At 71.1% G+C, this 13340-nt stretch carries 14 protein-coding genes; 9 read left to right on the top strand and 5 right to left on the bottom strand.

The window, feature by feature from the left end; all coding sequences use genetic code 11:
• Nucleotides 1-3 precede the first annotated feature (3 nt).
• Nucleotides 4-954, bottom strand: a complete 951-nt coding sequence (locus OG331_RS08680) for an NADP-dependent oxidoreductase (RefSeq protein WP_406193656.1) — start codon at nucleotides 952-954, stop codon at nucleotides 4-6.
• Nucleotides 955-1025: 71 nt separating this feature from the next.
• Here OG331_RS08680 and OG331_RS08675 point away from each other — a divergent pair, with 71 nt between their 5' ends.
• The 6 genes from OG331_RS08675 (at nucleotide 1026) to OG331_RS08650 (ending at nucleotide 6644) form a co-directional block, all read left to right on the top strand.
• Nucleotides 1026-2027 (top strand): GlxA family transcriptional regulator, encoded by a 1002-nt coding sequence (locus OG331_RS08675; RefSeq protein ID WP_406193654.1) that lies wholly within the window; start codon nucleotides 1026-1028, stop codon nucleotides 2025-2027.
• A gap of 275 nt (nucleotides 2028-2302) precedes the next feature.
• Nucleotides 2303-4030: an ATP-binding protein gene (locus OG331_RS08670; RefSeq protein ID WP_406193652.1), complete on the top strand. Its 1728-nt coding sequence runs from the start codon at nucleotides 2303-2305 to the stop codon at nucleotides 4028-4030.
• Between the two features lie 5 nt (nucleotides 4031-4035).
• Nucleotides 4036-4446: a roadblock/LC7 domain-containing protein gene (locus tag OG331_RS08665; RefSeq protein WP_328420191.1), complete on the top strand. Its 411-nt coding sequence runs from the start codon at nucleotides 4036-4038 to the stop codon at nucleotides 4444-4446.
• Nucleotides 4443-4814 (top strand): DUF742 domain-containing protein, encoded by a 372-nt coding sequence (locus tag OG331_RS08660; RefSeq protein ID WP_406193650.1) that lies wholly within the window; start codon nucleotides 4443-4445, stop codon nucleotides 4812-4814. The genes OG331_RS08665 and OG331_RS08660 overlap by 4 nt, the downstream gene beginning before the upstream one ends.
• The gene (locus OG331_RS08655) at nucleotides 4795-5400 is read left to right on the top strand and encodes a GTP-binding protein (protein WP_406193648.1); all 606 of its coding nucleotides are present in this window, start codon (nucleotides 4795-4797) and stop codon (nucleotides 5398-5400) included. The genes OG331_RS08660 and OG331_RS08655 overlap by 20 nt, the downstream gene beginning before the upstream one ends.
• On the top strand, nucleotides 5397-6644 hold the full coding sequence (locus tag OG331_RS08650) for a cytochrome P450 (protein ID WP_406193646.1): 1248 nt from the start codon (nucleotides 5397-5399) through the stop codon (nucleotides 6642-6644). The genes OG331_RS08655 and OG331_RS08650 overlap by 4 nt, the downstream gene beginning before the upstream one ends.
• Before the next feature lie 67 nt (nucleotides 6645-6711).
• On the opposite strand, the gene OG331_RS08645 is transcribed toward OG331_RS08650, so the two are convergent.
• The 3 genes from OG331_RS08645 to OG331_RS08635 all read right to left on the bottom strand — a co-directional run bounded on the left by OG331_RS08645 (nucleotide 6712) and on the right by OG331_RS08635 (nucleotide 11095).
• Entirely contained in the window at nucleotides 6712-7743 is a 1032-nt protein-coding gene (locus tag OG331_RS08645) for a 7-epi-alpha-eudesmol synthase (RefSeq protein ID WP_406193644.1), read from the bottom strand.
• A 178-nt stretch (nucleotides 7744-7921) separates the two neighbouring features.
• Nucleotides 7922-9568, bottom strand: a complete 1647-nt coding sequence (locus tag OG331_RS08640; protein ID WP_406193642.1) for an amidohydrolase — start codon at nucleotides 9566-9568, stop codon at nucleotides 7922-7924.
• Nucleotides 9569-9589: 21 nt separating this feature from the next.
• Nucleotides 9590-11095 (bottom strand): APC family permease, encoded by a 1506-nt coding sequence (locus OG331_RS08635; protein ID WP_406193640.1) that lies wholly within the window; start codon nucleotides 11093-11095, stop codon nucleotides 9590-9592.
• A 139-nt stretch (nucleotides 11096-11234) separates the two neighbouring features.
• Between OG331_RS08635 and OG331_RS08630 the strand changes: the two genes are divergently transcribed.
• From OG331_RS08630 to OG331_RS08620, 3 genes are all read left to right on the top strand, one after another.
• Nucleotides 11235-11993, top strand: coding sequence for a TetR/AcrR family transcriptional regulator (locus tag OG331_RS08630; protein WP_406193638.1), 759 nt, complete (start codon nucleotides 11235-11237; stop codon nucleotides 11991-11993).
• 15 nt (nucleotides 11994-12008) lie between these two features.
• On the top strand, nucleotides 12009-12473 hold the full coding sequence (locus OG331_RS08625) for a pyridoxamine 5'-phosphate oxidase family protein (RefSeq protein WP_406193636.1): 465 nt from the start codon (nucleotides 12009-12011) through the stop codon (nucleotides 12471-12473).
• 78 nt (nucleotides 12474-12551) lie between these two features.
• Nucleotides 12552-12944, top strand: a complete 393-nt coding sequence (locus OG331_RS08620) for a VOC family protein (RefSeq protein WP_406193634.1) — start codon at nucleotides 12552-12554, stop codon at nucleotides 12942-12944.
• A gap of 69 nt (nucleotides 12945-13013) precedes the next feature.
• Here OG331_RS08620 and OG331_RS08615 read toward each other — a convergent pair whose 3' ends face one another.
• Nucleotides 13014-13325 (bottom strand): DUF4235 domain-containing protein, encoded by a 312-nt coding sequence (locus OG331_RS08615; RefSeq protein ID WP_362385694.1) that lies wholly within the window; start codon nucleotides 13323-13325, stop codon nucleotides 13014-13016.
• Nucleotides 13326-13340: the final 15 nt, after the last annotated feature.

Raw genomic sequence — 13340 nt, 5'->3', positions numbered from 1 at the left:
GACTCAGTCGACCGTCAGGACCAGCTTTCCCGCGGTCCGGCCGGTGTCGCCCAGCGCATGCGCCTCGGCGGCATCGGCCAACGGGAACGTGCCGGCGATCTCGGCGCGCAACTGGCCCTTGTCGACCAGGTCGGCGATCGCCCGCAGGTCGGCGCGGTCGGAGTCCACGAGCATCCGCAGTGCCCGGACGCCGAGCCGCTCGGCCTCCTCGTAGAAGTCGTCCGAACCGACCGGAAGGATCGAGACCACGACGCCGCCCGGGCGCAGCACGCCCAGCGAGCGCACGGACGTCTCACCGCCCAGGGTGTCCAGGACGACATCCACGTCCTTCACGGCCTCGGCGAAGTCGGTCTCCCGGTAGTCGATCACCTCGTCCGCGCCCAGGCCCCGCAGGAACTCGTGCTTGCCCGCGCTCGCCGTGCCGATCACATGCGCGCCCCGGGCCTTGGCGATCTGCACGGCCACGTGCCCGACCCCGCCAGCGGCCGCGTGGATCAGTACCCGCTGCCCCGGCTGCACGTCCGCGTACTCGACCAGGGCCTGCCAGGCGGTGAGGGAGACCAGCGGCAGCGCGCCCGCCTGGATGTGGTCGACCGAGGCCGGCTTGTGCGCGAAGACGCGTGCCGGTGCGGTGACGTACTCGGCGTGCGAGCCATGGCCGAACGGGTAGGACAGCATGCCGAAGACCTCGTCGCCGGGCTGGAACCGGACGACGCCGATGCCGACCGTCTCGACCACACCCGAGACGTCCCAGCCCAGGACGAAGGGCGGCTCGCCCAGGAATCCGCCGTTGTCGCGGTGCTTCCAGTCGGTCGGGTTGAGGCCGGCCGCGCGTACCCGGACGAGTACCTCGTTGGGGCGGGGGGCCGGGCGCTGAACTTCCACTTCCTTGAGGACCTCGGGACCGCCGAGAACGTCCTGGCTGATGGCTCGCATCGTGCTCACATTGCTCATGGTGAACCAGCCTGCCGGGATCCGCCGCCCCGGGATATGGCACGATTGCCAACCTTCGATAGGATCGTGCCATGCGTGATGAGCAGTTTGGTGAGCAGTGTGAGGGCGAGCGACGCGGCGACGGTCGGGTGGAGCGCGTCGTGGTGCTGGCCCTGGACGGCGTCTACCCCTTCGAGCTGGGCATCCCCAGCCGGATCTTCGGCGCGGCCGACGGCCGGTACGAGGTGCTGACCTGCAGCGTCGACGGCGGACCGGTGCACAGCAACGCCGACTTCACGATCGGAGTGCAGCACGGCCCGGAGATTCTGGCCACCGCCGACACCGTGGTGGTCGCCTCCGTGGCCGTCCCGTACATCCCCGTGGAGCTGCCCGCCGAGGTCGCCGGCGCGCTCGCGCGGATCCGCCCGGACGCACGCATCGTGTCCATCTGCACCGCAGCCTTCGTCCTCGCCGCGGCGGGCCTCCTGGACGGCCGCAGGGCCACCACGCACTGGCAGGTGACCGAGCCGTTCCGGCGCCGCTACCCGCACGTCGACCTCGACCCTGACGTCCTCTTCGTCCACGACGGCCGGATCCTCACCTCGGCGGGCGCCGCCTCCGGTGTCGACGTCTGCCTGCACATCGTCCGCACCGACCACGGCAGCGAGCTGGCCAACGCGGTCGCCCGGCGCTGTGTCGTGCCTCCCTTCCGGGACGGTGGCCAGGCCCAGTACATCGAGCAGCCCGTTCCGCAGAGCGGAGCGGCGAGCACCGCAGACACCCGCGTCTGGGCCCTGGAGCGCCTCGCCGAGCCCCTCACTCTGGCCGACCTCGCCGGCCACGCCCGGATGAGCCTGCGCACCTTCGCGCGCCGCTTCAACGACGAGGTCGGCATGAGCCCCGGTCGCTGGCTGATCCAGCAGCGCGTCGTCCGCGCCCGGCATCTGCTGGAGTCCAGCGACCTCTCGGTGGACCGGATCGCCGGCCAGGTCGGCTTCGCCACGGGCGCCTCGCTGCGCCAGCATCTGCACGCCGCGATCGGGGTGTCCCCGCAGGCGTATCGCCGTACGTTCCAAACGGCCGCCGCCCGTTAGCCTCCCCGCAGCCCCTCCGCCCCGGCGCGATGCCCGGTTTGGTCAACTGTGCCGATCAGTAAAGGCATTTGTCGATGTTCGTTCGCTTGGCTGACAGTGACGGAATACTCACGTCCGCCAACCTTCGTGGTTGATCCTTTCGCGTTCAAACCCGATAAGCTCCCGTTCGGCACTGCGAGTTGACCCGGTCGCGATCGGTCAACTTGCGGTGCGTACTCATGAGTGCGATCGCCCAGCACACCCCCAATGTTCGATCGTCGCCTCGAAGGATGCAGATGGAACTCGCCACTCCGCCCCCGGCGGCGCGGCCCCCTGTCGCCTGGTACAGCTGGTGGCTGATGCCACTGGCTTTAGGAGGTGGGACCGTTGCCGCCACGTTCATGAGCTCGGAGCGAATAACCGCCGGCATCGCCGGTGTCGCCGCCACCACCGCCAGCGCCGTGTGTGTACGACTCCTGCTGCGCACCCGGACCCAACTGCGCCGGTCCGAGGGCGACTTCCGCACCTCGCAGGCCGAGCACTCACAGCAGTGGCAGCAGCATGTCGCGGGCCTGGAGCGGAAGTACAGCGCCGAACGCGGCGCCCTGGAGAACCGGCTCGCCGAGCAGTCGGGCGCCTATGAGGCGCAACTGGCCGAGCAGGCCCGCTCCTACGAGGAGCGCCTGGCCCAGGAGAGCACCTCCTACGAGGAGCGGATCGCCGCCCAGGCCAAGTCGTACGAGGCCCAGCTCGCCGACCAGGCCGAGGTCTGGCAGGAGCAACTGGCCCACCAGCTCGCCGCAGTCGTCCGGCTCGCGGACGAGCAGCTGCCCGAGGCGCTGCGCCAGCTGCGCGAGGGCGAGTCCATCGACGACGTCCTGCCGAGCGTCAACCAGTGCGCGAAGGTCAGCGCCGAGCTGCAGACAAACCTGCGCAAGGTCCTGCGCACGTCGCTGGTCGGCGTCGAGGAGGAGTTCAACCGCTCGACCGCCGCCGAGCACGCCGTGGTCGGCATCGGCAGCCGCATCCACGTCCTGACCAGCAAGCTCCGCGGCCGTCTGCACGACCTCCAGGGCGAGCACGGCCGGCTGCCCGCCGTCGCCCGGGGCCTGATGGAGCTCGACCAGGCGATCGGCCCCGCCGACTGTCTCGCCGCCAGCGTCACCGTCCTCGGCGGCTCCGACCGGCCCGGCAGGCAGTGGCAGGAGCCGCAGCGCCTGCTCAGCGTGGTCCGCGGCGGCATCGGCCGGATCAAGGACTTCCACCGGATCGACGTACGCCACCTGCCCGAACTCGGCGTCGACGGCGGCATGGTGGACCACCTCACGCTGATCTTCGCCCACCTCCTGGACAACGCCGCCCGCTACTCGCCGCCCACCGAGCCGGTCGTCGTCTCCGGCAAGGAGGTCCCGAACGGCGTCGGCATCGAGATCCAGGACTCCGGAAAGGGGCTGAGTGAGGAGAAGAAGCGCGAGGCCGAGCACGCTCTCGCGGGCACCGCGCAGGGCGCGGGCCTCGGCGGCATCTCGGAGGACGCGAACATCGGTCTGCGCGTCGTCGGCATCCTCGCCCGCCGGTACGGCATCCGCGTCACCTTCGCGGACTCGCCGTGGCTGGGTACCTCGGTGGTGGTCGTGGTCCCGCACAAGTACTTCAGCCCGCTGCCCGCGGCCGCCTCCGCCACCCCGGCGGCGCCCGCCCCGACGGCACCGGCCGGCGCCTTTGCACCGGCGCGCGAGCCGGCCGTCGTCGAAGCGGCCCCGGCCGACTTCGGCGACGCCGTGGACACCACGCCCGGCGGCCTGCCCCGCCGGCGCAGCAAGCGGAACGAGGAGGCCCGCCACGAGCCGGCCGGACGTCCGGAGCGGGACGACGACACGACCTCCGTCGTCGCCGTGCCGCCCGACGCGTCCTTCGCAGGCTTGGCCGCCTTCGCCACCGCGGGCCGCGAGCCCGGCGAGGAAGGCGGGCCGGCCGTCGGCCGCGAGTCCACCGAGCCGCACAGCACTGAAGGAAGCGACTAGTCCCCATGACGCAACAGGGAACCGACGTGAGCTGGGCGCTCCGCGACCTGGTGGAGAGCATCCAGGAGATCAACTTCGCCCTGGTGGCCTCCAGCGACGGCAAGGCCATCACCTCCTACGGCGCCGAGGACCCCGACGACGTGGACCGCTTCGCGGCCGTCGTGGCCGGGCTGCAGGCACTGGCCCAGCCGGTCGCCGAGCAGTTCCCCAAGTACGCGGGACAGCTCAGGCTGGCGATGATCGAGGTCGACGGCGGCCACCTCTTCGTCGTCCGGGCCGGAGTGGAGACCTATCTCGGCGTCCTCGCCCGGGAAGGCCTCGACCAGGGCCTGCTCGGCCATCAGATGAGGGACCTGGCGCGCAGGATGGGCGAACTGCTCGGCACCACTCCGCGCCAGGAGGAGCACTCTGGATGAGTGCTCCCCGCCGGCCCACGAACCCGTCCGGTCTCGAGCGCTACTACGTCCTCACCCGGGGCCGTAGCGGACCGGGCGGTTCGGCGTCGAGTCTCGACGTGGCAACCCTCATCGTCACCCGTACCGCCCCCGCACCGGGGTTGCAGCACGAGCACGAGGAGATCCTTCGGCGCTGCCGCGATCCGCTGTCGGTGGCCGAACTCGGCGCCCATCTCGGATTGCCCTTCAACATTCTCGCGGTGCTGCTGACGGATCTGCTGGAGGCAGGCCACGTCGAAGCCCGTGACCCCATATCGGCACACCACGCCGGCCGCGGGCCCGACCTCGCGCTCCTTGAGGAGGTACTCAGTGGACTTGAAAGGCTTTGACCAGCCGGGCGGGCCCGGTGCCGGGGGCACCCGCTCGGTGAAGGTGATGATCGCCGGCGGCTTCGGCACCGGGAAGACCACCATGGTCCGGTCGGTCAGCGACATCAAGCCGCTCACCACCGAGGAGACGCTCACCCAGGCAAGTGCCGACGTCGACCACCTCATCGGTGTCGCCGACAAGACGCAGACCACCGTCAGCCTGGACTTCGGCAAGATCGGCCTCAACGAGAGCCTGACGCTGTACCTGTTCGGCACGCCCGGACAGGAGCGGTTCTGGTTTCTGTGGAACGGGCTGTTCAAGGGCGCGCTCGGCGCGGTCGTCCTGGTCGACACCCGTCGCCTCGCCTCCAGCTTCCGGGCGATCGAGGAGATGGAGCGGCAGGACGTGCCGTTCGTCGTCGCGCTGAACGTCTTCCCCGACTCCAAGGACTATCCGGTCGAGGAGATCAGGGACGCCCTCGACATCTCCCCGCACACCCCGGTGGTGGCCTGCGACGCCCGCGACCGGGCCTCCAGCCGTGACGTCCTCGTCGCCCTGATACGTCACTTGAAGGAACGCTCCGCCGTCGCCCTGGAGTCCCGATGAACGCCCAGCCCTTAAACGATCCCGATGCGCCCGGCGGGTGCCCTGTCGCGCATGGCGAGGGCTTCACGCGGCTCTACGGGCCCGGTGTGGCGAGTGACCCGCACGGTGTCTACGCGCAGCTGCGCAAGGAGTACGGCGCCGTCGCGCCGGTCCTGCTCGACGGCGACGTGCCCGCCTGGCTGGTGCTCGGCTACCGGGAGAACCGCAGGGTGCTGGACAACCCCCTCCAGTTCGCCCGGGATTCACGCATCTGGCGGGACTGGAACGAGGGCCGGGTCGACGCCACCTCGCCGTTGATCCAGGTGCTGGGCTGGCGTCCCGACGCCGTCTCCCAGGACGGCGAGCCGCACCGCAGACTACGGGCGGCGGTGACCGACAACCTGCAGGCCATGACCGGCCGCGGCATCCGCCGCCATGTGGCCCACTACGCGAACAAGTTGATCGACGCGTTCGCCGACGAGGGCCGTGCCGACCTGGTGGCCGACTTCGCCGAGTACCTGTCGATGCTGGTGCTGTGCCGGGTTTTCGGGCTCGCGGAGAAGGAGAGCCGTAATCTCGCGGAGTCCTGCAAACTGGTCCTCAACGGAGGTGCGGAGGCGCTCGAACACAACGAGCGCGTCATGACCATCCTCGGTGACCTCGCCGCCCGCAAGCGCGAAGAACCGGCCTCCGACTTCACCACCGGGCTCATCGACCACCACGCGGGCCTGGACCAGGACGAGATCGTCAGCCACCTGCGTCTGGTGCTCATCACGGCCCACAACATGACCAGCAACCTGCTGGCGCGGGTCCTGCAGCTGGTCCTGACCGACGAGTCCCGGCTGTCCGGACTGGTCAGCGGTCAGCTGAGTGTGTCCGCGGTCGTGGAGGAGGTGATGTGGAACTTCCCGCCGCTGGTCGTGCTGCCGGGACGTTTCGCGACCGCCGACCTCGAACTCGGCGGCTGCCAGATCAAGGAGGGCGACCTGCTCGTCCTGGGCCTGGCGGCCGGCAACGCCGACCCCGAGATCCGGCCGGACGCCGGGGTCTCCGTCCAGGGCAACCAGTCCCACCTGGCGTTCAGCGCCGGACCGCACGAGTGCCCCGGACAGAACACCGGCAGCTCCATCATCGAGGGTGCCGTGGACGTCCTGCTGCACCGGTTGCCGGGACTGCGTCTGGCCGTACCGCCGGAGGAGCTGGCCTCGACGGCCTCCACCTGGGAGTCGCGGCTCGACAGCCTGCCGGTCGAGTTCCCCGTATAACGGTCACAAGCGAGCCGTCCGGCCGGTTTGTCCCGGCCGGACGGCTTCGTCGTTCAAGTCGCTTTCCCTATACGGCCAGCAGGTCGTCCACGGACCCCCGCCCCGCCAACTCGGCGGCCGCCGCGGGCCCGTCCTTCGCCGCGCTGTAGCGGCCGGACACCAGCGCCCACTCGTAGTTGCCGTTGATCCAGTGCTGGATGGCCTCCACGCCCATCCGCACCTCGTCGCGCGCCTTGGCGTCCAGGGCGAGTTCGTCGCACATCTGCGGGACGCTCGCCTCCAGTTCGAGGTACTCGTCGAGGCACGCGACCGTCATCCGGTACGCCTCGTCGGCCGCCTCCTCCCACGAGCACCGTCGCTCCCGGTGCAGCACGGCTATCAGGTTGTGGCCGTCACCTCGGCGCTTCTCGCGTTCGAAGGAGTGGATGTCGTTCATGAAGCCGATGGTGTCCGCGGCGAGGTCCCGCATCCGTTCCATCAGCGGATGTGCCATCGCCTGCGCGGGCACCATGAACCCGCGGCTGCGCTCGCCCGCGTCGATGCTGTGGTGGATGCCGACCGTACGGCGCCGGAAGATCGCGTACTCGTCGAGCCCCAGCGTCCCCTCCAGGCCGCGGGCCGCCAGGTCGACCTCCTCGCAGTGCGCCACGAGGAACCGGCCCCAGGAGGCGGCGAACCGCGTCTGCCATGTCAGGGGCATGCCATCCGAGAGGTGGTTCCAGACCTCGGCCCAGGCCAGGGTGATCGGGCAGACCACACGGGGTCGGGTGCCGGCGGGGCGCAGCGGCGTGACGATCAGCTCACGCGCGACCTCGGCTATGCGCTCGGCGCGGTCCGGCTGGTTCGCGTCGAACTGGTCGTCGAAGAGGAAGGCGAGGGAGAACCAGTTCATCAGGACGACCATGTCGTCCGCCGAGGCGTGCGGGTAGGTGCGGGCGGCGGCCTGCGGCAGGTCCCACGACCTGTACTCCTCGAACCCGGCGTGGCTGCGCACCAGGCCCATGTCCCAGATCCAGCGCAGGTGCCGTGCCCGGGCGTACTCCAGATGCTCACTGACCGGGGTGTCGAAGGGGAGGTCGAACCTGACGTCCTGAGGCATGTGCTTCCTTTCGGGAGACGGACCGCAGAGTCCCCCGCCCCTGCGAACGGGCGGTCACCTTGACCGCCCGTGCACTCGAACTGGGCTTCGTCATACGAAGGTTGAACCGAAAATCGCTACGAGACTGCCCAGATCGTAAATGATCTACGCGTGACCCGGCCGTGATGTCCGTTACTGCTCACGCCTCATGAGCTGCGTATACTCGCGCGCCCCCCACAAACGTCATCGCGACCCGCGTCTGTGCGATCGCCTCGGCCGCCCCGTTGAACGGATCGCGGTCCAGGACCACGAGATCCGCGAGCGCACCGGCGCGTACCTCGCCCGTGTCGTCCAGGTGGTTCACATACGCCGAGCCCGCCGTGTAGGCGGTCAACGCCTCGGCGAGTCCGATGCGCTCGCCGGGCAGGAACACCGGCGTGTCGCCGTCGCCCGGTGTCACGTCCGGCGCCGTGCGGTTGACGGCGACATGGATCCCCTGGAGCGGATCGGGGCTGCTCACCGGCCAGTCGCTGCCTGCCGCGAGCCGGGCGCCGGAGCGCAGCAGTGCGCCGAACGGGTACTGCCACGCGGCGCGTTCGGCCCCCAGGAACGGAATCGTCAGCTCGTCCATCTGCGGTTCGTGCGCGGCCCACAGCGGCTGGATGTTCGCCGTGGCCCCGAGCCGGGCGAAGCGCGGCACGTCGGTCGGCTGGACGACCTGGAGGTGAGCCAGGTGGGGCCGCGTGTCGCTCGGCCCGTTCGCAGCCCGCGCCGCCTCGATCGCGTCCAGCGCGTCGCGTACGGCACGGTCGCCCAGGGCGTGGAAGTGGCACTGGAAGCCCAGAGCGTCCAACTCGGTGACGTACTTGGGCAGCTGCCCCGCGTCGATGAAGCTGGTGCCCCGATTGGCAGTCGCGCAGCCGCACTTGTCGAGGTAGGGCTCAAGGAGCGCCGCCGTCCCGGTCTCGGCGACGCCGTCCAGCATCAGCTTGATGCTCCCCGCGTGGAAGCGACCATGGCTCAACGTCGCCCGCTTCTCGACCAGTTCGGGGATCTGCTCGGCGCCGCGCTCGCGGTCCCACCACAGCGCCCCGACGACGCGGGCGGTGAGCGAGCCGTCCCGCGCGGCCGTCAGATACGCCTGTGACGGGTCGTCCATGCCGAGGAAGTCCCCGACCAGTGCGTCCTGCCAGGCCGTGATGCCGAGCGCGTGCAGGTGCCGCTGGGCGTGCAGCAGCGCCGCCACCCGGTCGGCCGGCGTGGCGGGCGGGGTGAGCCGCCCCACCAGCTGCATCGCACCCTCCTGGAGCGTGCCGCTCGGCTCGCCGGAGGCGTCCCGGTCGATCCGTCCGTCGGCAGGGTCGGGCGTGTCGCGAGTGATGCCCGCGAGCGCGAGGGCGCGGCTGTTGACCCAGGCGCCGTGATGGTCACGGTTGGGCAGATAGACCGGCCGGTCGGGCGCCACCGCATCCAGCAGCTCCTTCGTCGGCGTACCGCCTTCGAACGCCTCCATCGACCAGCCGCCGCCGGTGATCCACTCCCGCTCGGGATGCGCTTCCGCATACGCGCGCACCGCGGCGAGGGTCTCGTCCGCCGTCTTCGCCCCGGTCAGGTCGCACTGGGTCAGCTCCAGCCCCGCCGGCACCGGATGCACGTGCGCGTCCTGGAACCCGGGCAGCAGCAGCCGCCCGGCGAGGTCCACCACCTGTGTCCGTGGCCCGGCGAGATCGTGCACCTCCTCCCGCCCTACGGCAGTGATGCGGTCGCCGGTGACGGCCACAGCGGTCGCGGTGCGGCCCTCGGGCGTGAGGACGGGGCCGCCGGTGAAGAGGAGATCTGCGTACATGGTCCGCTTCCTGGTAGGGGGTTATCGGGAGGAGGTGGCGATGAGCCGGGGCGCGTCGGCGTCGGTTCCCTTGCCGGTGCGGAAGTACGGCGACTTGCGCACCCACTTCGCCCAGGCGGCGGCCACGAAGCCGGACGCGATCATCGCCAGGGGAGTGGCCAGCAGGAACCAGCCGTTGTCCGCGCTGACTTCGAAGTGGTCGGCGGAGGTGTAGAACGACCAGCCGAGGTAGCCCCCGAGGCCGAGCAGCGCCGCCGCGCTGAGCGAGGGGAGCACGACCGCCCGTATGCCCTCGCGCCAGTCCTCCCGCAGCAGGGAGCGGAAGCGCACGGCGGCCGCGATGGCCGTGAGGGCGTAGGACAGGGCGACCACGATGCCCACGGCGCTCACCGTCGCCATGATCATGTCGGCGAGCCGGGGGATGACCAGCGCCAGTCCCGCGACCACCGCCGCGAGCGCGCCGATGAGCACCGTCCCGGCGGCCGGAGTGCCGTACCGGGGGCTGACCTTGGACCACACCGGCCCGACCGTACGGTCCCGGCTCATCGCGAACATCGCCCGGGCCGTGGGAATCACCCCGGCCTGCAGAGAGGCGACCGCCGAGAACATCAGGGCGATCAGCGGGAGCGCCGCCCACGGCTGGGACGCCAGCCGGTCGCCGAAGAAGGCCAGGCCCTCGGCGCCGTGGCCCACCAACTCCTCCTCGGACAGGACGCGTTGGAAGGCGATCGAGCCCAGCAGGAACAGGCCCAGCATGGTGAACAGGGTGGTGATCCCGGCCCGGGACGCGTCGCGCGGGTCGCGGACCTCCTCGTTGACGCTGAACGCCGACTCGAAGCCCCAGTAGCAGAACACCGACAGCAGCAGCCCCTGCGCGAGCGCCGTCGCCGAGGGGATCGCGAACGGGTCGAACCAGCTCAGGCTGAAGTCGTGCGGGCCGGTGACGATGCCGTATCCGCAAAAGCCCAGCAGGACGACGTACTCGAAGACCAGCAGCCCGGCCTGGAGGCGCGCGGCGCTGCGGATGCCGGTCACGGCGGTCAGTGTGACCGCCACCAGAACCACGATGCCGACCGCCGTCGTCTGCGCGGTCGAACCCGGGTCCAGCGCGAGGTCGCCCACCCGGTGCAGCCCGGCGTCCCCGGCCAGCTGGAGCAGGGCCGAACCGGTGACCGCGGTGGTGTACGCGAGGAACGCCAGCACGGCGACGAGGTTCACCCAGCCGACCATGAAGCCCAGCCAGGGCGTGAGCGAACGGCCCACCCACACATAGCCGTTGCCCGCGTTCGGCTCGACCTTGTTGAGCCGGGAGAAGGCGCCCGCGATGCCCAGGACCGGCAGGAACGCCAGCAGCATGATCGCCGGCAGATGCAGCCCGACCACGCCGGCCGTGACGCCGAGCCCGATGCCGATGCTGGTGGTCGCGGCCGTGCTGGACGCGGCGATGGCGACGCCGTCCAGGACGCCGAGGGACTTGCGCAGCTCGGGCCGCGCGGGTGGGTCGACGCTGTAGGGGTTGTCGGACATGGCCGGTCTCCGCTCGCACCGGGGGGCCTGGGCGGCCCCGATGAGCGGACATGAAACTGTCCGGGGGGTTAACAGGTCAACGGTGTTGTCGTAAGGTCTCGCCCATCGACCTCGGTTTCACCGGCCCACGGAGGCGCCCATGACCGACCGCGTCGTCCCGCCCACCGCCCGGCAGCGCAGGCGCCCCACCAAGCAGGGCGTCGTCCTGTCCGAGGAGCTGATCGTGGAGACGGCCCTCAGGCTGATCGAGGAGCACGGCACCGACGCCCTCTCGGTACGCCGCCTCGGCCGTGCGCTCGGCGCCGACCCCAGCTCGCTGTACCGATACTTCCGGCACACCGACGACCTGATGCTCGCCATCGCCGACGAACTCATCGGGCGTACCCTGCGCACCTGGCGCCCGACCGGCGACTGGCGCGCCGACCTGCGGGATCTCGGCCTGCGTATGCACGCGGGCGCCCTCGCCCACCCCCGGGCGGCGGTGCTCAGCTCGTACCGGGTGACCGGGCGGGCGTACGAGATCCAGGCCGTCGAGACGATCCTCGGCGTGCTGCGCGACGCGGGCTTCCCCGACGCGGAGGCGGTGCGGATCTACCACGCCTTCGTCGACCAGGCCCTCGCGTACGGCGCCCTGGACTCGGCAAGCGTGGCGATGCCGAAGGCCGCACGCGAGGCGGAGCTGACCGTCTGGCGGGCGACGTACGCGCGGCTGCCCGCCGAATCCCACCCGCACATCGCCGCCACCGCCCGTCATCTCGTGGCCGACATGCCGAACAGCTCCTATCCGGCGGCCCTGGACCTGCTGCTCACCGCCGCCGCGGCCCGACGGGCGGAAATCCACGCCCGGCCGGGACGCCCGACGGCCACACTGGACCCGCCCGTCACCGCCGTTCCGTGAGGAGACCGTTCACCGATGACCCCGCCACCCGCCCGCCCGGCCAAGCAACGCAAGCAGGACACCCTGCACCGACTGGAGCACGACGAGGACGTGTGGGTCGCCACCGCCGACGCCGCCGGGGGACTGCCGTACCTCGTCCCTCTGTCCTTCCTGTGGGACGGCTCGACCCTGCTGCTCGCCACGCCGGCCACGAGCCCGACCGGCCGGAACCTGAAGGCGACCGGCAGAACACGCCTCGGCATCGGGCCGACCCGCGACGTCGTCATGGTCGAGGGGACGGTCGAGACGATCGCCCCGGCCGAGCTGTCCGAGGAGGAGGGCGACCTCTTCGCGACCAGGACCGGCTTCGACCCGCGCCGACTCAGCACGCCCTACCTGTACTTCCGCGTCCGGCCGACCCGGGTGCAGGCCTGGCGTGAGGCCGACGAACTGGACGGGCGGGAACTGATGCGGGACGGCGAGTGGCTGGTGGCGGACTGAAACAGCCTGGCCGGGACACCCGTTGGGGTGCAGGCAACGGGGCAGGACGTCCCGTGCCCCGGACCCTTCGGAGGAGACATGCCACTGGTCAAAGCGGGTTTCGTGGTGCTCGACTGCGCCGAGCCCGAGAAGCTCGCCGAGTTCTACCGGGATCTGCTGGAAGGCGAGATGACGGACGCGACCGCCAACCGCGTCGAGATCAGGGGCGCCGACGGGACCCGGCTGGCGTTCCGCCGCGACATGAACGCCACCCCGCCGAGCTGGCCGCGCCCGGAGAACTCCCTCCAGGCCCACCTGGACTTCGTGGTGGAGGACCTGGACGAGGCGGAGCGCAAGATCGTCGGGCTCGGCGGCCGTCCCGTGGAGGCGAAGGACGCGGCCGGCCCCCACGAGGAACGCGGCTACGCCGACCCGGCCGGCCACTCCTTCATGCTGCGCACGGTGGCCCCGACGGCACCGAAGCAGGGCTGACTCCCGCCGCCGGCACCGCAGCGGGGCTCAGTCCGCCCTCGGTGCCGGCGGGACCGCCGGTCCCGGCCGTCAGTCCCGGCCGCCCTTGTCGCTGACCGGCCACACGCCCGTCGAGCGCTCGATCGCCTTCGCGCCCGTGCGGTCCGCCAGGCTGCGCGCCGCCGCGAACAGGGCGCCCTGGACCGCTGCCGCGAGCAGGATCTCTCCCCAGCCGCGGTCCCGGTCCAGGGCGTCGGGGGCGTCCTCCTCGTGCCGGATCGCCATCCAGGTCTTGCGGAAGGCGAGCCCGGCCAGCGCCCCGCTCGCCCAGCCGAGGGCGAATCCGAGGGGCTTGTAGGCGAGGGGGAGCTTCATCTTCTTCTGCTTGTTCTTCTTGGCCATGTGCGTCTGCGCCTC

The sequence above is a fragment of the Streptomyces sp. NBC_01017 genome, assembly GCF_045162795.1.
Taxonomy (GTDB): domain Bacteria; phylum Actinomycetota; class Actinomycetes; order Streptomycetales; family Streptomycetaceae; genus Streptomyces; species Streptomyces machairae.
Note: the sequence above shows the minus strand (reverse complement) of the source record. Positions and strands in the feature narration are given on the sequence as shown.

What these genes read in the sequence shown, in the direction of transcription:
- OG331_RS08680 (WP_406193656.1), bottom strand. Translation starts at nt 954, where the DNA reads ATGAGCAATGTGAGCACGATGCGAGCCATCAGCCAGGACGTTCTCGGC.
- OG331_RS08615 (WP_362385694.1), bottom strand. Translation starts at nt 13,325, where the DNA reads ATGGCCAAGAAGAACAAGCAGAAGAAGATGAAGCTCCCCCTCGCCTAC.
- OG331_RS08670 (WP_406193652.1), top strand. Translation starts at nt 2,303, where the DNA reads ATGGAACTCGCCACTCCGCCCCCGGCGGCGCGGCCCCCTGTCGCCTGG.
- OG331_RS08635 (WP_406193640.1), bottom strand. Translation starts at nt 11,095, where the DNA reads ATGTCCGACAACCCCTACAGCGTCGACCCACCCGCGCGGCCCGAGCTG.
- OG331_RS08675 (WP_406193654.1), top strand. Translation starts at nt 1,026, where the DNA reads ATGCGTGATGAGCAGTTTGGTGAGCAGTGTGAGGGCGAGCGACGCGGC.
- OG331_RS08650 (WP_406193646.1), top strand. Translation starts at nt 5,397, where the DNA reads ATGAACGCCCAGCCCTTAAACGATCCCGATGCGCCCGGCGGGTGCCCT.
- OG331_RS08640 (WP_406193642.1), bottom strand. Translation starts at nt 9,568, where the DNA reads ATGTACGCAGATCTCCTCTTCACCGGCGGCCCCGTCCTCACGCCCGAG.
- OG331_RS08645 (WP_406193644.1), bottom strand. Translation starts at nt 7,743, where the DNA reads ATGCCTCAGGACGTCAGGTTCGACCTCCCCTTCGACACCCCGGTCAGT.
- OG331_RS08620 (WP_406193634.1), top strand. Translation starts at nt 12,552, where the DNA reads ATGCCACTGGTCAAAGCGGGTTTCGTGGTGCTCGACTGCGCCGAGCCC.
- OG331_RS08630 (WP_406193638.1), top strand. Translation starts at nt 11,235, where the DNA reads ATGACCGACCGCGTCGTCCCGCCCACCGCCCGGCAGCGCAGGCGCCCC.
- OG331_RS08665 (WP_328420191.1), top strand. Translation starts at nt 4,036, where the DNA reads ATGACGCAACAGGGAACCGACGTGAGCTGGGCGCTCCGCGACCTGGTG.
- OG331_RS08660 (WP_406193650.1), top strand. Translation starts at nt 4,443, where the DNA reads ATGAGTGCTCCCCGCCGGCCCACGAACCCGTCCGGTCTCGAGCGCTAC.
- OG331_RS08625 (WP_406193636.1), top strand. Translation starts at nt 12,009, where the DNA reads ATGACCCCGCCACCCGCCCGCCCGGCCAAGCAACGCAAGCAGGACACC.